Consider the following 19,895-nt stretch of genomic DNA (forward strand, 5'->3'; position numbering starts at 1 on the left):
GATGTTCTATAACAACCGACGCCGCCATGGTTCTAATGAGCAGTTATCGCCAGTAGAGTATGAGCGGCGTCATCAGGAACGGCTGGGAAGTGTCTAGAGAATTGGTGGCGATTCACTTCTTCGGTGAAGGAAAGTGCAGGTTTGGTCATGGCTCTAAAACCTCTTTCACAAAAATGCCAAGATCCCAGATTGGCGGTCCATTGAAAGCGAGTTCATTACCGGAATTAAGAATCCCGAACTGGTCGTCATTAATTCGGAAAATCGTCGTCATCCCTGGACTTTCGGCTGCAATCCTCTTGGCGTTTGACGACAAGGATCTAGTTAGGAGGACAGCGGGCTTCCCGGACCGGAGTTGATGATCCAGGTGGACTTGTAAATGGTCATCATTGAAGCCATAACCCAGAATCAAATATCTGGACGCTTTATCGATCTCTCGATTCGCTCTCTCGCGGTGGGCATCAAATGGCCTGTCATAACCACCACGAAATTTATTCACTCCTGGCGTGATTAAGAGCTTTCTCCCAAGTTGCCCCAACGTACAGCGGATTGGCTCACCATTGCGCAGGAACCAATCCAAGCTTCCATGAGGTTTTAAAACCGTTATGTGTTGTTTAAAAGTAAGATAAACAAAGCTTTTGGTTTTCTTGACTCCGCGACATAGACTTGCCTTGCTTTCTTTGGGGTCAAAGTTGCCAATATTCTGGCCGGAGAACAAGACGTCAACACCCATGCCGCAGAATTCCACCGCTACCTCTACGAGCCGATCATAGTTCGTCGTCACAACCGGCACACCAGAGGACGGCTTTACGATATGCTTGAGGAGCGAACTAAATCGAAGCTCCCTGGTTCCAGCCAAGACCTCCTCAAGAATTTTTGCCTCATACGACTCTATCAGGCCAGCCGTTTCCGTAACGATTATCGCCTCTAGTGCGTCTGGCGGCGCCGTTTTAAGAAGTGCGCTTTCTAAGTCAATGCCAGCCTTGAGATCAGCTTCAATCGCAGACCAAGCACTTTCACTGCCAACTGGTAGACTCGCTGGCACCACAGATAAGAGATGCTGAGCCAAGTCCCACATGCCTGGAATCCCTTCGGCAGCCGAAAGCCCAGAACCAACGACAATAGCGAGGCCATCAGTAAAATGGTCTTGTAGAATTTTTTTGAGATCGGATAATTCCATTATTAGATAGCACGTCCTGTGAGCAGTTGACCAAAAAACACCCGCTTGATGGTTCACTTACTAAAATAATGGGCACTTTTGAGGCTTCGTAGGTTCGTCTGCCGCAGTTTCTTCGATGCTTTCGCGCCCTGCAGCCGATGAAAATTGGATTACTGTTCAACAGCCAAAACGGACTTAAAAAGAGTAGTCTCTTTCAAGACCGCTCGTGACGATGTAAGCGACAGTCAATTTGAATAGTATATGCTTCCGCTGAGCTCGAACAGCAACTCATTCGTTTAGTTAACTGATGAAAGCTTCGTATACCTGAACCGGGAAATTGCCAAATTTGGTATTGCGTAGAACAAAACTGCCTCCCAAAGTGTCTACACCACGTCTACACCGGTATAAAGTCCTTGTTTTCTCAGCGATCCACAGAAGCGAAAAATGCTCTTAAGCTTTTGATTTTACTGGTGCCCGGGGCCGGGGTCGAACCGGCACGGAGGTAACCCTCCGAGGGATTTTAAGTCCCTTGCGTCTACCAATTTCGCCACCCGGGCCTTTGGGGAGAGGCGTTGCGCCTGGGGCGCGCCTTTGACGAAGTGTTTGAAGCGGCGAAATTGTATAAGGCGAGGTCTTTAAAAGCAATTTCGAAGATGCCCCAAATTTCCCGGCAAACCCGGGCATTTGCGCCGCAGCGCCCTTCCCTGCCGAGTCGTCCATCGCGCCTGCCCGAAAATTTTCTCATTCTGCAGATAGTCTAATGCCTCGCATTACGTTCATAATTTAGCCAATTCCTCCTCGGATTAACGGTCATGTCAAAGATGCAGGGGGAGCCGGCGCCCCTGTTGAGTCCGGCGCTGACCGCCTTTATGCAGCAGGGGCTGTCCATTAGTCTGGCGTCACGGGATATCCGTCATGTGCCGTCGCTGACCCGGTGCCTGGCGTGCCGGGTTCTGGACGATGCCACCGTGGTCCTGTTTCTGCTTCGGGAGCAGGCACTGGATCTCCTGCGCGATCTTCAAAAATGCCGGCGATTGGCCGTCGTCTTCTCTCGTCCACTCACCCACCAAACCATTCAAATCAAGGGCGAGCTCGTTGAGGTGCGGCCGTGTGAAGCGGAAGAGCATCCTTTAATCGAACGCCAATTGACACGAATCCGCGAAGAGCTGGTTGGCATGGGGTTTCCGGATACCATGCTGCGCACTTTCTTTCAGGTCGTTTGGGAGAATGTAGACGCAGTGCGTTTCCTGCCGGACGCGGTCTTCGAACAGACGCCCGGACCGCGGGCAGGACACCGTATGGAGAATGTACCGTGACCGTCAGGCTGGACATGATCCGGGGCTGTCTTGAAGGGGTGATTCCCTGTGCGCTGGCCACTTGCGATGCGACTGGCGAGCCCAATATCACCTATGTCTCGCAGATGACCTACATCGACAACGAGCATGTGGGCCTGTCGTTCCAATTCTTCAACAAAACCCGCGAAAACATCCTGGCCAACCCCCATGTCACGGCCTACGTGATCCACCCGGATACCGCTGCACGTTACCGGCTGGCCCTGCTCTACCTGCGAACCGAAGCCGAGGGCGCCTTGTTCCAGAGCATGAAGGCCAAGCTGGCCGGGATTGCCTCCCACACCGGCATGAGCGGTGTGTTCAGGCTGCAAGGGGCCGATGTTTACCGGGTATTGGATATCGAGCAGGTGCCGGGAGCAACCGTCGCGGCACCGGCACGACCGCGCAACGGCCTGTCGACCGTGCGCAGACTGTCCCTGCGGATAGCCAATTGTACCGACCTGTCCAGCCTGCTCGATCAAACGCTCGCCGATCTCGAAGACGATCTGGATATCCACTACAGCATGGTGCTGATGCTGGATCAGCAGGCCCAGAAGTTGTTTACGGTGGCGAGCCGGGGATACCAGGCTTCAGGCGTTGGATCGGAAATCCCGCTGGGCTGCGGAGTCATCGGCGTCGCGGCCGAGCACCAGACGCCGATCCGCATCAACCACATGACATCCGAGTACAGCTACAGCCTCGCCATGCGCAACCAGGCCATGGCAGACGGAGACCTCAAGCTTCTTGAAACCGCAATCCCCTTCCCCGGGCTGACCGAACCGCACAGCCAGCTTGCTGTACCGATCCTCTCGGCGGGCAGTGTGCGCGGGGTGCTCTATGTGGAGAGCCCCGAAGACCTGCGCTTCACCTACGATGATGAGGATGCGCTGGTCTCCATTGCGGTTCAACTGGGATTGGCGACGCTGGGATTGCAGCAAACGGGCGAATGCCAGGACGAGGACGAGGCGCCGCCTCAAGCCATCATGCCAGGCGCAGGCCCCTTACTGGTCGTGCGTCATTACGCGGGGGACCATAGCCTCTTTATAGAAGAAGACTACCTGATCAAAGGCGTGGCAGGTGCCATTCTCTGGCGCTTACTGCAGGGCTATGTGAACGAACAACGCACAGACTACAGTAACCGGGAATTGCGCCTGGACCGATCCCTCGGCCTACCGGATATCGACGACAATCTGGAAGCCAGACTGATCCTGCTGCAGCGACGACTGGCAGAGCGTAGTCACTGCCTCCGCATTGAAAAAACGGGGCGCGGCAGATTTCGCCTGGTGGTCCTGCGCCCCGTGCGGTTGGTTGATGTGCCGCGCGACGACTCCACGGTCACCCCATGAATCAGGCCAGCACGCGCTCCAGCTTGCACCAGTCGCCACTGCCCAGCAGCGGGCGCAGTACCTCCAGCATGCCGTGGAACGCCTCGGCCGGCATCCCCTGACGCATACCTCCAATCAGCAGGCCCCGCTCGGAAGGATTGAGTGCCGGTAACATCCAACGCAGGGTGGCAATCATTTTCTCAGGCGGCTGAGACGCCACGATAGCGCCCTCGATCGCCCGTAATTCCTCATCGGTGTAGAGCGCCCAGAGCACACGGTTGTTATCGGTTTCTTCCATTTGCATGTGTTCCAGGTTCTCCGCCACGAACACGGCCAGTTGACGGTACAGCTGGCCCGCGGCGTGTTCGCGCTTCTCCCCGTGGCTATGCTCGACGGCGAAGACATCCGTCTCCAGTAGGTCTATCACGCGAAGGTGTTCGCGGTGTTCCTTTTCAGCCCGGTCTGCCGAACCCGGTGCCCGGGCGTCCATGGCCGTGTGGACGAAGCGGTTTTCGTGATCCAGGTGAGCGCGGCACATCTCGAGCAAACCTCGGACCTGGCCCAGTGTGACAGCGGTATCGGCATCATCCTCACAGTCCATGCGGCCCATCGATAACAGGGTATCGGTCATAAAGGCGCGCAAGGCTTTGTGGATGAAGGCGTACATATCGTAGCGCGGAATCATTGCTTGCATGGGTTATCCCTCCTTGAATCTACGTTTTTGGGGCCGGTGGTCGTTGATGGCGTCCGGCATGGAAGGCATCTTATGGCCCCGCGCATGCAAGCGTTGCTAAATATTGGCTAAGCAAACCCTAAGAGTTCCTTAACTGGCGCCACAGTCCTGATCCTTGGCTCTTTACCCACGTCCCTACAGGCGCTAACGTTGGTCTTTCCACCGGTGTGCGGCCTCGTTGCCGGTATCGCCGCTCGCAGAAAAAACGATAATCAACGGATGAATGGACAACCCATGAAACTCGAATCTCTCGCCCTGCACCACGGCTACGAATCGGAAGCCACCACCAAGTCGGCGGCGGTACCGATTTACCAGACCACCTCCTACACCTTCGACAACACCCAGCACGGTGCTGACCTGTTCGACCTGAAGGTGCCGGGGAATATCTACACCCGCATCATGAACCCGACGACGGCCGTGCTCGAACAGCGCATCGCTGCGATGGAAGGTGGCGTGGGCGCCCTGGCGTTGGCGTCGGGCATGGCGGCGATCACTTACGCAATACAATGTATTGCCGAGGCCGGCGACAACATCGTCAGCACGACCCAACTCTATGGCGGCACCTACAACCTCTTCGCGCACACCTTTCCGCGCCAGGGCATCGACGTGCGAATGGCCTCTTTCGATGATTTTGACGGCCTCGAAAAGCTGATCGACGACAAGACCAAGGCCGTCTTCTGCGAATCCATCGGCAACCCGGCCGGCAACATCGTCGACCTGAAAACCCTGGCCGATATCGCCCATAAGCACGGCGTGCCGCTGATCGTGGACAACACCGTGGCAACGCCTTACCTGTGCCGCCCCTTCGACCTGGGCGTGGACATCGTCGTTCATTCCTTGACCAAGTATATCGGCGGCCACGGCACCACCGTCGGCGGCATCATCGTCGATTCCGGCAAGTTCGACTGGGCCAAGCACAAGGACCGCTTCCCGATCATGAACGAGCCCGATCCGTCCTACCACGGCGTGGTCTATACCGAAGCCCTGGGTCCGGCGGCCTATATCGGTCGCTGCCGCGTCGTGCCGCTGCGCAACACCGGCGCCGCGCTCTCGCCCCATAGCGCCTTCCTGCTGATGCAGGGCCTGGAAACCCTGGGCCTGCGGATGGAACGCCACTGCGAAAACGCCCTCAAGGTCGCTACCCATCTGGAGCAGCACCCGAAAGTCGCCTGGGTGAACTATGGTGCGCTGCCCAACAGTCCCTATTACGCCAACTGCCAGAAGATCACCGGCGGCAAGGCTTCAGGCATTCTCAGCTTTGGCATCAAGGGCGGCCGGGAGGCCGGTGCGCAATTTATCGACGCGCTGAAGATGATCCTGCGTCTGGTGAACATTGGCGACGCCAAGTCTCTCGCCTGCCACCCGGCCACGACCACGCACCGCCAGCTCAGCCCGGATGAACTCAAAACTGCGGGCGTCTCTGAGGATCTGGTTCGGATTTCTGTCGGCATCGAGCATATCGATGACATCCTGGCGGATATCGATCAGGCCCTGGAAGCGGTAACCGTAGGCTGATCGACGCCGGGCGTGACTCGAATTCCCCGAGTCACGCCCGGTCTTTATCCACCATCCCTGTGGTTCCCTTTCAAAAAGCACTAGACGACTGGTCTAATCCTGCGTAGTATGGCCGCCATGAAAACGGCTTACGACGACACCCGACAACATATCCTGGATACCGGGCACCGCATTATGGCGGGCAAGGGATTTTCCAGTGTGGGTCTGAATGAAATCCTTCAGACCGCGGGCGTACCCAAGGGGTCGTTTTACCACTACTTCAAGTCCAAAGAGCAGTTCGGTCAGTCTCTGCTGGAAGACTACTTCAAACACTACCTTGCCCTGGTCGATCAAAGCTTCAACGATGACAGCCGGCCGGCGCGTGAGCGCCTGATGGGGTATTGGGAACACTGGCTCGGCAGCTATAACGGCCCCTGCCACGAGCAGCAATGCCTGGTGGTCAAGCTCAGCGCGGAAGTTGCCGACCTGTCGGAATCGATGCGCCTCACGCTGCGCGATGGTACCGACCAGATCATCGGCCGCCTCGCGGGCTGTATCGAGGCCGGCGTTGCCGATAAGTCGCTCCCGGTTCTGGACCCCCTACCGGTCGCCACCCTGCTCTATGAGCTATGGCTGGGCGCCAGCTTGCTGACCAAGCTACATCGTACCAGCGAGCCACTGAAGCAGGCCCTGGAGATGACGCGCCAACTACTGGGCGATCAACTGTCAAAAAACTGAATGCCCGCCTTATGGCGGGTATTTTTAGCACGCAAATCTAGACGACTGGTCTATTAAACGCGCTTAGACCGCTTCACTTGCTCATGAGGAGCCGATAAAACATGCAAAATTTCGAATTCTATAACCCCACCCGGATTGTATTTGGCGAAGGCCGCATTGCAGAGCTGAACCGCCTGGTGCCGGAACAGGCACGGGTGTTGATCCTGTTCGGCGGCGAAAGCGCCCGTCGCAACGGCACGCTGGCGGAAGTCGAGGCCGCACTGGGTGAGCGCCATGTTAAGCATTTTGGCGGTATTGAACCCAATCCCAGTTACGAGACGCTGATGCGGGCTGTAGAACAGGTCCGTGCTGAAGAGCTCGACTTCCTGCTGGCCGTCGGCGGCGGCTCCGTCATCGATGGCACCAAGTTCGTGGCAGCCGCAGTGAATTACAGCGGCGATCCTTGGGGCATCCTTGAAACAGGCGGCCGGAAAATCACCCAGGCGCTGCCGTTCGGCTCGGTTCTGACCCTGCCCGCTACCGGTTCCGAAATGAACGACGGCAGTGTCGTCACACGTAAAGCCACCAAAACCAAGCTGCCGTTCAAGAACGCCCTGGTCTTCCCCCAGTTCTCCGTTCTCGATCCCACCAAGACCTACACCCTGCCGCCCCGTCAGGTCGCCAATGGTGTCGTAGATGCCTTTGTCCACATCGCCGAGCAATACCTGACCTACCCGGCGAATGCACCGGTACAGGATCGCTTTGCCGAAGGGCTGCTCACCACCCTGATCGAACTGGGCCCCTTAGCCCTGAGCGATCCGAAGAATTACGACGTGCGCGCCAACCTGATGTGGGTTGCGACCCTGGCCTTGAACGGACTGATCGGCGTCGGTGTTCCCCAGGACTGGGCCACCCACATGGTCGGCCACGAAATCACCGCCCTGCACGGTCTCGATCATGCCCAGACGCTGGCCATCGTACTCCCCGCCATGCTCCAGGAACGCCGCGACGCCAAACGCGGAAAGCTGCTGCAGTATGCAGAGCGGGTCTGGGGTCTGACCAACGGCGACGAAGAGCAGCGTATCGATGCGGCGATCGTCCGTACCCGGGACTTCTTTGAATCGCTGGGCGTCAAGACCCGCCTGAGCGATTACAACCTGGGGAGCGACGTTGTCGAGCCGCTGGTCGAGCAACTGAAAACCCACGGCATGGTCAAACTCGGCGAACACCGCGATGTCGACCTGGCGACCAGTCGCCGCGTCCTCGAAGCCTGCCTCTAAAACCGGATCCAAAGGAGATTAACGATGACACAGACAAGCGAAACCAATCGCCGGATCGTGCTGGCCTCACGCCCCAAGGGTGCACCGAGTCCAGAGGATTTCCGGCTCGAACAAGCTCCGGTTCCGACGCCCAAAAGCGGCGAAGTCCTGTTGCGCAGCGTTTACCTGTCGCTGGACCCCTATATGCGTGGCCGCATGAGCGATGCGCCTTCCTACGCCGCACCGGTCGAGATTGACGCAGTGATGGTGGGCGCCACGGTCAGCCGCGTTGTCGCCTCCGAACATCCCGACTATGCCGAGGGGGACTGGGTGCTGGCCTACAGTGGCTGGCAGGATTATGCCCTCTCCGACGGCACCGGCCTGACGCCACTGGGCAAGGCGCCGACGAATCCCTCCTACACCCTGGGCATCCTCGGCATGCCCGGTTTCACCGCCTATATGGGCTTGCTGGATATCGGCAAACCGAAGGCTGGAGAAACGCTGGTCGTGGCCGCCGCCACAGGTCCGGTTGGCGCCACAGTCGGCCAGATCGGCAAAATCAAGGGATGTCGAGTGGTGGGTGTCGCCGGCGGCGCGGAAAAATGCCGCCATGCGGTTGAAGTACAGGGATTCGATGCCTGTATCGACCACTACGCCGACGACTTCGCCGAGCAGTTGGCAAAGGCTTGCCCGCAGGGAATCGATATCTATTTCGAAAACGTCGGCGGCAAGGTGTTTGACGCTGTGCTGCCCCTGCTGAACACCGCCGCTCGCATTCCGGTCTGCGGCCTGATTTCGTATTACAACGCGACATCACTACCCGAAGGCCCTGACCGCACCGCCGTGCTGATGCGCAACATTCTTACCAAGCGCCTCACCATCAAAGGTTTCATCATCTTCGACGACTATGGACATCGCTACAACGAGTTCGCCAAAGATATGACCGAATGGCTGAGCGCAGGAAAGATCCAGTATCGCGAACAGATCGTCGACGGTCTGGAAAACGCACCGAAGGCCTTTATGGGCCTGCTTGAAGGCAAAAACTTCGGAAAGCTGGTCATACGCGTCGGCGCCGACAGCTGATCACACCCCCGGATGGGCCTGGCCCGCAGGCCTTGCCCTTCCCAGACCGTAAAGGAGTTCTGAATGAAAATCTTGATGGTATTAACCTCACACGACCAACTCGGCGACACCGGACACAAAACCGGGTTCTGGCTGGAAGAGTTCGCCGCGCCCTATTACGTCTTCAAGGATGCGGGCGCCGATATCACCCTGGCGTCACCGAAAGGCGGTCAGCCGCCACTCGACCCGAAAAGCGACGAACCGGACGCCCAGACCGCGGCCACAGAACGCTTCCGTCAGGACGCAGACGCCCAGAAAGCCCTGGCCAACACCCAGCCCCTCGCCAGCGTTAACGCTGACGACTACGACGCGGTGTTCTACCCCGGTGGACATGGCCCCCTCTGGGACCTGGCCGAAGATGCCGATTCGATTCGCCTGATCGAAACCTTCTACGCCGACGGCAAAGCCGTGGGTGCAGTCTGTCATGCGCCCGGCGTGCTGCGTCACACCAAGGCGCCTGACGGCCAGCCCCTTGTCAAAGGCAAGCGTGTCGCCGGCTTCACCAATACAGAAGAAGCGGCTGTCGGTCTCACCGAGATCGTGCCTTTCCTGGTGGAAGACATGCTGAAAGCCAACGGCGGCGAATACAGCCAAGCCGCAGACTGGCAGAGCCATGCCGTGACTGACGGTCATCTGGTCACCGGCCAGAACCCGGCGTCCTCGGAAGCGGCGGCACATGCCGTATTGGAATTGTTGAAGTAACGTAAATAAGCACGCTGTAAGCAACGGCTGTTCAGGCTGGATCTGGCTCAGACAAAGAGCCAGTGACGGCTTGGCGGCCGTTTTGCGTTCAAAGATGCGGGAAAAGAGCGCACTTGCGTCTGAAACGGTCATCGAATTATGACCGAGACTCATGCGGCGCAATGCCTTTCAGTTATTGCGCCCTACCGGGCTAGCTGGGGATCTTTGAAGGAAATGGAGGCGCGGGTCGGAATCGAACCGGCGTACACGGAGTTGCAGTCCGCTGCATGACCACTCTGCCACCGCGCCTTTTAAGGCAAAAACCCCGGTTTGTGCCGGGGTTTTCTGAAATCTGGAGCGGGAAACGAGACTCGAACTCGCGACCCCAACCTTGGCAAGGTTGTGCTCTACCAACTGAGCTATTCCCGCTTTTCTGCAGTGCCCTGATCAAGTGCTCTGCGAAAGTGGCGCTTATGATAATGAATCCCCGTGGGGTGTCAACCTTTTTTACCGATTGATGTCCCCTGAGTGCCTTTCGCTAACTGATTGATTATTCTTTGATCATCCGCGGAAAAAGGTCCGGCCAGGCAGCCCGCAGATAGAGGATCATCGACCACAACGTCAGTGTCGCTGCAAAGTACAACAAGACGACGCCGACACCAGACAGGGCCGTATGAGGCGGATTCGCCAGCAGCATGATAATGGAGAGCATCTGCGCCGAGGTCTTGATCTTGCCGATAAAGGACACCGCCACGCTCGCCCGCTTGCCCATTTCGGCCATCCATTCCCGCAGTGCGGAAATCACGATCTCGCGGCCGATAATGATCATGGCCGGCAGTGTCAGCAGCAGGTTGTGGTGCTCTTCGATGAGAACCGCCAGGGCGACAGCCACCATCAGCTTGTCGGCAACCGGATCGAGGAAGGCCCCAAAGGGCGTCATCTGGTCCCAGCGCCTTGCCAGGTAACCATCGAGCCAATCAGTGACGGCGGCCAGGGCGAAGATGGCGGCACTCGCCAGTAAATGCCAGCCGGCAGGAACGTAAAACAGGACCACAAACACAGGAATCATGATGATTCGGGAAGTGGTCAGGATATTCGGCAAATTCATCCGGTTCACTCATTATGCAGGGCTGCGTAGATGGCTTCCGCCAAACCGCTGCCGATGCCTTTGACTTTGGCGATTTCTTCGATGCTGGCTTTGCGGATCTCCTGGATGCCGCCGAAGTAGTGTATCAGGTCACGGCGTTTTCGGGGGCCTACACCCTCGATACCTTCCAGGGTGGACTGTCGCCGTTTCTTGTCCCGGCGCTGCCGGTGGCCGGTAATGGCAAAGCGGTGCGCTTCGTCGCGGATATGCTGGATGAGATGCAACGCCGGCGAGTCCGGTGCAACCCGGAAGCTCTCGTCGGTCAGCGCATCCACCAGGGTTTCCATCCCCGCCTTGCGGGTTACGCCTTTGGCGACCCCAATCAGCGGTATATCCTGAATCCCTAGCGATTCGAATACTTCCCTGGCAACGTTCAACTGCCCTTTGCCGCCGTCGATGAACACCAGATCGGGACGCTTGCCCTCACCTTGCGCCACCTTGCGATAGCGCCGTGTCAGGACCTGGCGCATGGCGCCATAGTCGTCGCCCGCGGTAACGCCTTCAATGTTGTAGATACGGTAGTCCGACTTCAGCGGCCCGTTCTCGTCGAAGACCACACAGGAAGCCACGGTATTTTCGCCGTGGCTGTGGCTGATGTCGAAACATTCCATGCGCTGGGGAATCTGCTCCAGCTCGAGCAGGTCCCGCAGAGCCAGCATGCGGCGGTAGACCGTTTCCTTGCTCGCCAGATGGCTGATCAGGGTCTGTTGGGCGTTGGTCTTGGCGAGATCCAGCCAACGGCGCCGCTCACCGCGCACGTTACCGCGCACACTCACTTCACGGCCAGCCGCCTGGGACAAGGCCTGGGATAGCAATTCCGCCTCGGGCAACGCCACCGAGACCAGGATGTCATGAGGAATCTCCCGCTGGGCATCACCGGCAAGATAGTACTGCCCCAGGAAAGCGCTCAGCAGCTCACCATCATCCTGCTCCAGCGAATAGCGCGGGAAATAATGGCGGGTACCCAGCACCCGGCCACCGCGCACGATAATCACCACCACGCAGACCACACCGGCATCCTGGGTCAGCGCCACGATGTCGGCATCGCCTCCGGCCGCCTCGATGGACTGCTGTTCCTGGACATGCCGGAGATTGTTGATCTGATCCCGGTAACGAGCGGCCTTTTCGAATTCCAAGGCCTCTGCCGCCGCCTTCATCGCCGCCAGCAGGTCATCCATGATGGCAGGATTACGCCCCTCCAGAAACATCGCCGCATGGCGGATATCCCGCTGATACTCCTCCGGCGAGATATATTCGACGCAGGGAGCGGTGCAACGCTTGATCTGGTATTGCAGGCAAGGCCGGGTACGGTTGTTGAAGTAGCTGTTGTCGCACTGGCGGATCTTGAACAACTTCTGCAGGATATTCAGGCTCTCGCGAACCGCAGCCGAGCTGGGGAAAGGCCCGAAAAACTGCCCCTTGGCCCGCTTGCTCCTGCCGCGGCGAAAGGTCAGCGACGGGTATTTTTCGTGAGACGACAGGTAGATATAGGGATAGGACTTGTCGTCCCGCAACAGGATGTTATAAGGCGGGCGCAGCGATTTGATCAGATTCTGTTCAAGCAGCAGCGCCTCGGTTTCGCTGTTGGTCACCGTGACTTCGATATCGGCGATTCGGCTGACCAGGGCGCGCGTCTTGATCGACAGGCCACTTTGGCGGAAGTAGCTGCTGACGCGATTTTTCAGGTTGCGGGCCTTGCCGACGTAGAGGATATCGCCCGCCACGTCGAGCATTCGGTAGACGCCGGGTCTTTCGGTCAGGCGGGACAGGTAGGCTTTGTGGTCGAAAACCGGGGTTTCAGACTTTGTTGGCATCCAGTAATCCGACCCTCACCGCCATCAACGCCAGCTCCACGTCGCTGGAAATGTCCAGTTTCTCGAATATGCGGTACCGATAGCTGTTGACGGTCTTGGGACTGAGGCAAAGCTTGTCGGAAATTTCCTGAACCTTATTGCAGTCAACGATCATCATGGCGATCTGCAATTCCCGCTCGGACAGGCGGTCGAATGCGGACTGTTCCGGCTCCTGCTGGTCGCCCAACTGCTTGAACGCCATCTTCTGGGCAATTTCCGGACTGATGTAACGCTGGCCGGTATGCGCCATGCGGATAGCCCGGATCATTTCGCGCAGGTCCGCACCCTTGGTCACATAAGCCGTGGCGCCGGCCTGCATGACCCGCGTCGGATAGGGATCGTCGGCGCAGGCCGTGACGACGATCACCTTGATATCGTCATCGATACGAAGAATTCGGCGGGTGGCCTCGAGGCCCCCGATGCCGGGCATGCGGATATCCATCAAGACCACATCGGGACGGGTTTCCCGCACATGGTCGACCGCTTCCTCACCGGAGGACGCTTCTCCGGTTACTTCGATATCCGTGCTGTCCTGTAGCATTCGTGTGATGCCGGCACGCACTAACTCGTGGTCGTCTACGACAAGGACCTTGATCAACGCTGCACCTCATTGCCATTCGACCGGTGGCCAGTCATCGGTCGCCAGATGCTGGGACCGTGCCACTACCCGTAAGTCCATTTCAGGGTTATGCCAGTATAGTCGAATAATGCACCCGGTTTGGATACTCGGACACGCTCCTTAACAAAACCGGGAGACACCCTTCGACCTGTCTGGCGGGCGCATTCTAGCAGCCACATTATTACAAACCAATAATCGCCGGACCCAGCCGTCCCACAGAGACATCACAAACTTTGTCAGCGCAGCCCGGCTTCAGGAGTGGCCTTGTTCGACAGCGTACGCCCCTGCGAAGGCGCAGGAAAGGACTGATGCTGGGCAAAGGAGAAAATAGCACCGCGCCGGCCGTGTCAGGAAGCCTCCGTTTCCCACGATAAACCCCCAAAAAAAAACCCAGACTTTCGTCTGGGCTTTTCGTTTGGCGGAGGGACAGGGATTCGAACCCTGGAAGGGCTATAAACCCTTGCCGGTTTTCAAGACCGGTGCATTCAACCGCTCTGCCATCCCTCCAGAAACTTTTTCACGTCGTAATACGAAGACTGCCGCTCAGCAGCGGCACGGGAATGATACTGAATTCCCTCAGCCTGTCAACGCCGGAGATTACAAGTTGGCCACAAAGCATTGAAAGTTTTCGGCTTGGCCTTATTATGGCTGTAGATTGAGTCCAGTCAGGAGCAACACATGCAAGACAGACAACAGAATGAGCTTTCCCGCGACCGGGCCCGCCTTGCGACGGGTTACGGTAGTATCGACAGCTCCCGGAGTATGGCCCCCAGCGCCGCTTCCGTTCTGCGCAACACCTATATGTTGCTGGGGCTCACCGTTGGTTTCTCGGCGCTCGTCGCCTGGTTCAGCATGGGCGCACAACCGCCCGGGCTGCTGGTCACCCTGGTAGGCTTTTACGGGCTGCTGTTCGTGACCTATCGCCTGAAGAACAGTCCCTGGGGCCTGCTGAGCGTCTTCGCGCTTACCGGGTTCATGGGTTACACCCTGGGTCCGATCATTGGCATGTTCGCCAAGGCGGGTGCCATGACCGTCGTGGCCAACGCCCTGACGCTCACCGCTATCGCTTTCGTTGGCCTGTCGGCTATCGCACTGATCACCCGAAAGGATTTCCGCTTCCTGGCCAGCTTCATCACCGTAGGCTTCTTTGTCCTGCTGGGCGCTGTGTTGCTGGGCATCTTTGTCCAGACGACTGTCCTGCACCTGGCCATCGCAGCCGGCTTCACGCTGTTCTCGTCGGTCGTTATCCTCTACCAGACCAGCGAGATCATTCACGGCGGTGAGCGTAACTACATCATCGCGACCGTCACGCTTTACGTAGCACTGTACAACCTCTTCGTCAGCCTGCTCCAGATCCTGGGCGCTTCACGCAACTAAGCGCGGCGTAGAGAACCGGGACGGAGCCCTCATGGGCTCCGTCTTTCGTTATACTGTCTGCAAAGTGTGCACCCCACATCGTATCGACACCGTCTTACAGGCATGCCCATGAAGTTCGCTATCCTGATTACCGGCGCGCCCTACAGCAGCCAGGCCCCGCAAACCGCCCTGTCCTTCTGTGAGGCGGCACGCAAGCGTGGCGACGACGTCATCCGGGTGTTCCTCTACGGCGATGGCGTCCATCTGGCGAATGCCCTGAGCACTCCCCCCAGTGACGAAGCCAACTGGTATCGGCGCTGGAGCGCCTGGATCGAACAGGAGGACGTGGAAGCCATTGTCTGTGTGGCATCCGCCCTTCGCCGGGGCCTGATCGACGAACGGGAGGCGGGACGCTATGAAAAGGCCCACTTCAATGTGACCGCCCCCTGGCAAATCGCCGGACTCGGTGAACTGGTTTCGGCCGGCAACGACGCAGATCGCCTGATCCACTTCGGACCGGCCTGACACCCTGATTGGATCGAAGCATGAGCCAACCCAGCTACCTGATTGTCGTTGACGCCGCGCCATACGGCAGCCTGGCCTGCCGCGAAGCGCTGGATGTCGCACTCGCCCTGGCCGCCTTCGACCAGTCCGTTACGCTGTTGTTGCGGGGCGCGGCAGTGAACGGGCTCGCCGCAGACCAACGGCCGGATGCGATCGAACAAAAGAATCTGGCCAAAAATCTCGGTGCTGCCGGGCTCTACGGGGTGGAAACCATCCTGGCGATTCGGGAAGATATGCAGCGATATGGCATTGATCCTGACGCTACCGGCGTACCGGTCACCCTGACCGGGGCCTCGCAGGTGGACACCATGATGAACAGCTTTGACCGGGTCCTGCAGTTCGGATGAGTACACTTCACCTATTGAATAAAACCCCGGACCGCGAGCGCGCTCGCCAGTGTCTGGCCGCCGCCTCCGCGAGTGAAGCCGGCCCTCATGGCATCCTGCTGCTGGAAAACGGCGTTTTCTGTGCTGTAAACCCGGACTGGAGACAGGCGCTGGAGGACGGACTGCCTTTATGGGCGCTGACACCGGATGTGGCTGCCCGCAGCCTGACAGCCCGCCTTCCCAGCGGCATCCAACAGATTGACTACGACGCCTTTGTCGAACTCACCACCCGTTTCGACAACGTCGTTTCCTGGTAAGACAATGAGCCTTCCCTCAACGGACAAAGACGGTTTTCTGACCGACCCCACCAGTTGGACGCCGGAAATCGCAAAAGTGTTGGCCGAACAGGATCAGTTGGAACTGACGGATGCCCACTGGGAAGTCATCCAGGTACTGCGACGTTTTTATGAAGAACACGACCTGGCGCCGGCAATGCGGATTTTTGTCAAGGCCGTACGGACATCCCTGGGTGACGACAAGGGCAACAGCATTTATCTGATGCAACTGTTTCCGGGTAGCCCGGCCAAACGCGCCTGCCGGATCGCTGGCCTGCCCCGCCCCACCAACTGCCTGTGAGGGCCCCCATGTCTCAAGACGAAACGTCTAATTCGTTACCCGAGCCCAAACCCGGCGAGCATCCCTTCGCCCCCTATGTACGCATTCTGGGCAAAGGAAAGCGGGGTTCGCGCGCCTTGTCCCGGGCAGAAGCCCGCCATGCCATGAGCATGATCCTGAAAGGCGAAGTCGAACAGGTGCAGCTCGGCGCCTTTCTGATGCTGCTGCGCGTGAAAGAGGAAGTCCCCGAGGAACTCGCCGGCTTCGCAGATGCCGCACGTGACTATTGTCGGCCCGGAGCACCCATCACCGTCGATATCGACTGGCCTTCGTATGCCGGCAAGCGACGCCATGCTCCCTGGTTCATCTTCGCCATACAGTTGCTGGCAGATGCAGGCCTTAGGGTGTTTATTCATGGTGACGAAGGACATACTCCCGGACGCATCTACACCTCGGATATCCTTCGCGAACTGGGACTGGAAGTGGCCACGGACTGGTACGACGCCGCCCGCCTTATCGACCTTCAGGGATTCTGCTACCTGCCGCTGGAACAGGTCCTGCCGACCATGTCCGAGCTGATCGACCTGCGCCCCATCCTTGGCCTGAGGTCGCCCGTACACTCACTGGCGAGACTGCTCAACCCCCTGGATGCCCCCCTGGTCATGCAGGGTATCTTCCATCCGCCTTATGCGCCGTTACATCAGGCCGCTAGTCAACTGCTCGGCTACGAGCGCGCTGCGGTCATCAAAGGTGAAGGGGGAGAAATCGAACGCAACCCGGACACATCCCTGACGGTGTACCAGTCATTTGCCCGGGAGGGCAGCATCGCGCAGGAGGATTGGCCGCCCATGTTCGAGCGCCGCCATGTGAAACCGGATAATCCCGGAGCCGGGCAGATGCGAGCCGTCTGGAACGGCACCCTGGAGGACGAGTATGCGACCGGCGCCATCGTCGGCACGGCCGCCCTCGCCCTCAAGGAAAGCGGACGGGCGAACACACAGGCTGAGGCGCTGGCAATGGCCGAGGGGCTCTGGCAAACGCGGGACCGTTCGCGCTTCTAGCGAACCCCGTCATCGCTCCCGGTGCGACGCGGCCGCTTCAGGTCCGAAGGCGATCCGAGCAAGGTACTGAGCCCGCCTTCCATCAGGTCGTTGCCCATGCGAATCATCTGTCGGGTCGTGCCGCGGATCGTGCTCTCGGGCAAGCGCCTGAGTGCACGACCGATGCCCTCCTCGACCCCACTGGCGACCTTCTGATCGACATCGCCCCCCAATACCTTGATTTCCTTAAGTTTAGCTTCCATCCAAGGGCGCAGGATCAGGCGGTGAAACAGCCACAGCGTCAGCCACACCAACACCACCGTCAAAATCGATTGCACCGTAATCTGCACCATCATCAAAGCCCACGCTGACATATGCCATTCCCGTTGGTTCGCCGACACCTTACCCGTAAAGCAGAAAGGCCCATTGAAAAAGCCCGGCGAGCGCCCCTAACACGCCGCCCGCCAGCATCAGTTGCCACTCTTCTTCCTGAAACGCCGGACGTAACACATCCTGGAATTCCTCGGACGTCAGCGATTTCATCTGCTCGCTGATCGCCACTGCCACCACATCTGCCCGGTCCCGGTTGAAATCCGGATCGTGGAAAACATCCGCTGTGGCGTCCACTGCCTTGCTGTTCATCGCCTTCTTGAGTTCGCTGTAGCCGGCTACGCCTACGGTTACCTGCGCAACGAGCTTCATCACCATCGAGCGATCCAGCAACGGACGCAGGTTACGCTGAATGATCGCCCGGGTTCGTGCACCCTGAGCGCCATGCAACATGGCGTAGGCCACCTTCTCCACGGTGAACAGCTCCTGGGCGACAAGGCGGCTCCAGACATCACAGATCTCCGCCTGCCGCTGCAGGAATAGCCCCTGTACCCGTAAACCGAACACGCGCCTGGGATGCAGTGGGCGGAAAATGAGGTTGAGCGCCAGCCAATTGGTACAGAATCCGACCACAAAGCCACAAAGGGGCAATGCCCAGACCTGGCGCAACATATCGCCGAAAGGCATCAGGCAGGCGCCCAGCAGCGCACCTATCGTGGCGCCGCTCAGAATCACGAAACGGATTTCCGGCCCGCCAGCCTCACGGAATATCCGGTTCATCAGGTCGGGATGGGTTTCCAGTTCGCGACTGAGCAGCACCTTGAGGTCGACGAGATCCCCGAAGTCGTCACCAAAATCGTCGACCAATGCCTGAATACGGTCCGGGAACTGTGCGGCCGCCCACTTATAGATGCGCCGTTTGGCAATCATCGGCAGGTTATCCCAGAGGACCGGCTGCAGGTCGTACATGATCTCGTCGATATATTCTTCGAGGCGAGGCGCCACCTGGGAAATGATCTGTCCGGCGATACGGGAGGGCTCCAGCCGCCGGTAGATCTCATTGAGATTGCCGAAGCGTGCGAGAATCCGGTCGATGCAGATATAGGCCATTTTGCGCGATTTGCGGGGAATCACACCCTGCCAGCCCAACCAGGGCGGCACGCCGATAAACCGAACCGGATAGAACGACATCTGGATCGCCAGCCAGTTGGTAAACCAACCGACCAATCCAGCGACCAACGGCAAGGACCACACCACCGCCCCCATTACCAACAAGCGTTCCTCTCCCTTACTGTGTGTTCACGGGATTATCGGTCAGAATTGGCCCAGTTTGAGGAAACCTCGCCCGTCGGGCATTGGCCGACCCGACAGCAGGTCCAGGGCAGACTTTACACCCCGATATTGGAGAGAATAAACAGAAGATACTGGCAGGGACTACGGGGGGGACGGAACGTCGGTAACACAGAAAAAATCATCGGGAGGGCATGCGATCATGCCCTCCGCCAAACTGCGGAGACGGTAGAAGACGTCTTACTGGTAATAAGCGTTATCGCGGTAGCTGTGATCTGTCACATCGCGGACAGCCGTCAGCTCCGGCACCCGCTCAACCAAGGTCTTTTCAACGCCCTGCTTGAGCGTCAGGCTCACGGCACTGCACCCCTGGCACCCGCCGCCGAATCGCAGCACGGCGACCGAGCCGTCGACGATTTCGACCAATTGCACTTCGCCCCCATGGGACGCAAGGCCGGGGTTGATCTCGGAGGCCAGGATATAGTTGATGCGGTCCGGTAACGGCGCATCTTCACTGATATTGGGCACTTTCGCGTTCGGCGCCTTGATCGTCAATTGGCCGCCCATCCGGTCAGACGAATAGTCGACCACAGCCTCTTCCAGGAACGGCACGCTATTGTGCTCGAGATAGAGCGTGATCTTTTCCAGATCGATCACCTCGTCGGTCGGGACCCGCTCATTCGGCGGACAATATGCCAGACAGGTCTCTGCGAACTTGGTACCGGGCTGGGTCACGAACATACGGACCCCCATACCTTCCACATCCTGTCGCTCGATCAGTTGCGCCAGATAATCACGAGCCGACTCGGTTACGGTTACAGTAGACATGGATTGCTTTGGTCCCCATCCAGAAAGGTGAATTGGAGCGCCTAGCCCACTCGGGCGTCAAGACTCCCCTATCGCTCCGTTATTGTATGAAAACGGTGATGCTTTGGAA

21 protein-coding genes and 4 tRNA genes are annotated in these 19,895 nt (G+C 58.5%); 13 read left to right on the forward strand and 12 right to left on the reverse strand.

The window, feature by feature from the left end:
* Positions 1-145 precede the first annotated feature (145 nt).
* Both CLR77_RS15085 and CLR77_RS15090 read right to left on the reverse strand, forming a co-directional pair.
* Positions 146-1,177, reverse strand: coding sequence for an SIR2 family protein (locus CLR77_RS15085; protein ID WP_097461521.1), 1,032 nt, complete (start codon positions 1,175-1,177; stop codon positions 146-148).
* 447 nt (positions 1,178-1,624) lie between these two features.
* Positions 1,625-1,713, reverse strand: a tRNA-Leu gene (locus CLR77_RS15090).
* Between the two features lie 255 nt (positions 1,714-1,968).
* Here CLR77_RS15090 and CLR77_RS15095 point away from each other — a divergent pair.
* Positions 1,969-2,472, forward strand: a complete 504-nt coding sequence (locus tag CLR77_RS15095; protein WP_097461522.1) for a hypothetical protein — start codon at positions 1,969-1,971, stop codon at positions 2,470-2,472.
* Entirely contained in the window at positions 2,469-3,833 is a 1,365-nt protein-coding gene (locus CLR77_RS15100) for a GAF domain-containing protein (RefSeq protein WP_198962792.1), read from the forward strand. Before CLR77_RS15095 ends, CLR77_RS15100 begins: the two co-directional genes overlap by 4 nt.
* A gap of 1 nt (position 3,834) precedes the next feature.
* Here CLR77_RS15100 and CLR77_RS15105 read toward each other — a convergent pair whose 3' ends face one another.
* Positions 3,835-4,506 carry a hemerythrin domain-containing protein gene (locus CLR77_RS15105; RefSeq protein ID WP_097461523.1) on the reverse strand — a complete coding sequence of 224 codons (672 nt, stop codon included), beginning with the start codon at positions 4,504-4,506 and terminating at the stop codon, positions 3,835-3,837.
* 273 nt (positions 4,507-4,779) lie between these two features.
* Here CLR77_RS15105 and CLR77_RS15110 point away from each other — a divergent pair, with 273 nt between their 5' ends.
* The 5 genes from CLR77_RS15110 (at position 4,780) to CLR77_RS15130 (ending at position 9,839) form a co-directional block, all read left to right on the forward strand.
* The gene (locus tag CLR77_RS15110) at positions 4,780-6,060 is read left to right on the forward strand and encodes an O-acetylhomoserine aminocarboxypropyltransferase/cysteine synthase family protein (RefSeq protein ID WP_097461524.1); all 1,281 of its coding nucleotides are present in this window, start codon (positions 4,780-4,782) and stop codon (positions 6,058-6,060) included.
* Between the two features lie 117 nt (positions 6,061-6,177).
* Positions 6,178-6,777, forward strand: a complete 600-nt coding sequence (locus CLR77_RS15115) for a TetR/AcrR family transcriptional regulator (RefSeq protein ID WP_097461898.1) — start codon at positions 6,178-6,180, stop codon at positions 6,775-6,777.
* Between the two features lie 101 nt (positions 6,778-6,878).
* A complete protein-coding gene (locus CLR77_RS15120; protein ID WP_097461525.1) occupies positions 6,879-8,036 on the forward strand; it encodes an iron-containing alcohol dehydrogenase in 1,158 nt (385 codons plus the stop codon).
* A gap of 24 nt (positions 8,037-8,060) precedes the next feature.
* Complete coding sequence (locus CLR77_RS15125; RefSeq protein WP_097461526.1) at positions 8,061-9,098, forward strand: NADP-dependent oxidoreductase; 1,038 nt, start codon at positions 8,061-8,063, stop codon at positions 9,096-9,098.
* A 63-nt stretch (positions 9,099-9,161) separates the two neighbouring features.
* Positions 9,162-9,839, forward strand: coding sequence for a type 1 glutamine amidotransferase domain-containing protein (locus CLR77_RS15130; protein ID WP_097461527.1), 678 nt, complete (start codon positions 9,162-9,164; stop codon positions 9,837-9,839).
* A gap of 214 nt (positions 9,840-10,053) precedes the next feature.
* On the opposite strand, the gene CLR77_RS15135 is transcribed toward CLR77_RS15130, so the two are convergent.
* The 6 genes from CLR77_RS15135 to CLR77_RS15160 all read right to left on the reverse strand — a co-directional run bounded on the left by CLR77_RS15135 (position 10,054) and on the right by CLR77_RS15160 (position 13,944).
* A tRNA-Cys gene (locus tag CLR77_RS15135) sits at positions 10,054-10,127 on the reverse strand.
* A 44-nt stretch (positions 10,128-10,171) separates the two neighbouring features.
* A tRNA-Gly gene (locus CLR77_RS15140) sits at positions 10,172-10,247 on the reverse strand.
* 121 nt (positions 10,248-10,368) lie between these two features.
* A complete protein-coding gene (gene pgsA / locus CLR77_RS15145) occupies positions 10,369-10,926 on the reverse strand; it encodes a CDP-diacylglycerol--glycerol-3-phosphate 3-phosphatidyltransferase (RefSeq protein WP_097461528.1) in 558 nt (185 codons plus the stop codon).
* A 5-nt stretch (positions 10,927-10,931) separates the two neighbouring features.
* Positions 10,932-12,779 (reverse strand): excinuclease ABC subunit UvrC, encoded by a 1,848-nt coding sequence (uvrC, locus tag CLR77_RS15150; RefSeq protein WP_097461529.1) that lies wholly within the window; start codon positions 12,777-12,779, stop codon positions 10,932-10,934.
* Complete coding sequence (gene uvrY / locus CLR77_RS15155; RefSeq protein WP_097461530.1) at positions 12,763-13,416, reverse strand: UvrY/SirA/GacA family response regulator transcription factor; 654 nt, start codon at positions 13,414-13,416, stop codon at positions 12,763-12,765. The genes uvrC and uvrY overlap by 17 nt, the downstream gene beginning before the upstream one ends.
* 437 nt (positions 13,417-13,853) lie before the next feature.
* Positions 13,854-13,944: transfer RNA gene (locus CLR77_RS15160), tRNA-Ser, on the reverse strand.
* Between the two features lie 255 nt (positions 13,945-14,199).
* Here CLR77_RS15160 and CLR77_RS15165 point away from each other — a divergent pair.
* The 6 genes from CLR77_RS15165 to CLR77_RS15190 all read left to right on the forward strand — a co-directional run bounded on the left by CLR77_RS15165 (position 14,200) and on the right by CLR77_RS15190 (position 17,359).
* Positions 14,200-14,814: a Bax inhibitor-1/YccA family protein gene (locus CLR77_RS15165; RefSeq protein ID WP_227519973.1), complete on the forward strand. Its 615-nt coding sequence runs from the start codon at positions 14,200-14,202 to the stop codon at positions 14,812-14,814.
* Positions 14,815-14,922: 108 nt separating this feature from the next.
* Complete coding sequence (tusD, locus tag CLR77_RS15170) at positions 14,923-15,318, forward strand: sulfurtransferase complex subunit TusD (protein WP_227519947.1); 396 nt, start codon at positions 14,923-14,925, stop codon at positions 15,316-15,318.
* A 20-nt stretch (positions 15,319-15,338) separates the two neighbouring features.
* Positions 15,339-15,704: a DsrE family protein gene (locus tag CLR77_RS15175; RefSeq protein ID WP_097461533.1), complete on the forward strand. Its 366-nt coding sequence runs from the start codon at positions 15,339-15,341 to the stop codon at positions 15,702-15,704.
* Positions 15,701-16,000: a sulfurtransferase complex subunit TusB gene (gene tusB, locus CLR77_RS15180; RefSeq protein WP_097461534.1), complete on the forward strand. Its 300-nt coding sequence runs from the start codon at positions 15,701-15,703 to the stop codon at positions 15,998-16,000. The genes CLR77_RS15175 and tusB overlap by 4 nt, the downstream gene beginning before the upstream one ends.
* Positions 16,001-16,004: 4 nt before the next feature.
* Entirely contained in the window at positions 16,005-16,319 is a 315-nt protein-coding gene (locus CLR77_RS15185) for a TusE/DsrC/DsvC family sulfur relay protein (protein WP_097461535.1), read from the forward strand.
* Between the two features lie 8 nt (positions 16,320-16,327).
* Positions 16,328-17,359, forward strand: coding sequence for a glycosyl transferase family protein (locus CLR77_RS15190; RefSeq protein ID WP_097461536.1), 1,032 nt, complete (start codon positions 16,328-16,330; stop codon positions 17,357-17,359).
* Here the strand turns inward: CLR77_RS15190 and CLR77_RS15195 are convergent.
* From CLR77_RS15195 to nfuA, 3 genes are all read right to left on the reverse strand, one after another.
* Positions 17,356-17,712: a hypothetical protein gene (locus tag CLR77_RS15195; RefSeq protein WP_097461537.1), complete on the reverse strand. Its 357-nt coding sequence runs from the start codon at positions 17,710-17,712 to the stop codon at positions 17,356-17,358. The genes CLR77_RS15190 and CLR77_RS15195 overlap by 4 nt on opposite strands.
* Positions 17,713-17,740: 28 nt before the next feature.
* Positions 17,741-18,934: a hypothetical protein gene (locus tag CLR77_RS15200; protein WP_097461538.1), complete on the reverse strand. Its 1,194-nt coding sequence runs from the start codon at positions 18,932-18,934 to the stop codon at positions 17,741-17,743.
* A 264-nt stretch (positions 18,935-19,198) separates the two neighbouring features.
* Positions 19,199-19,786, reverse strand: coding sequence for a Fe-S biogenesis protein NfuA (nfuA, locus tag CLR77_RS15205; protein ID WP_097461539.1), 588 nt, complete (start codon positions 19,784-19,786; stop codon positions 19,199-19,201).
* Positions 19,787-19,895: the final 109 nt, after the last annotated feature.

The organism is Mangrovitalea sediminis (assembly GCF_002514725.1).
Lineage (GTDB): Bacteria > Pseudomonadota > Gammaproteobacteria > Pseudomonadales > Oleiphilaceae > Mangrovitalea > Mangrovitalea sediminis.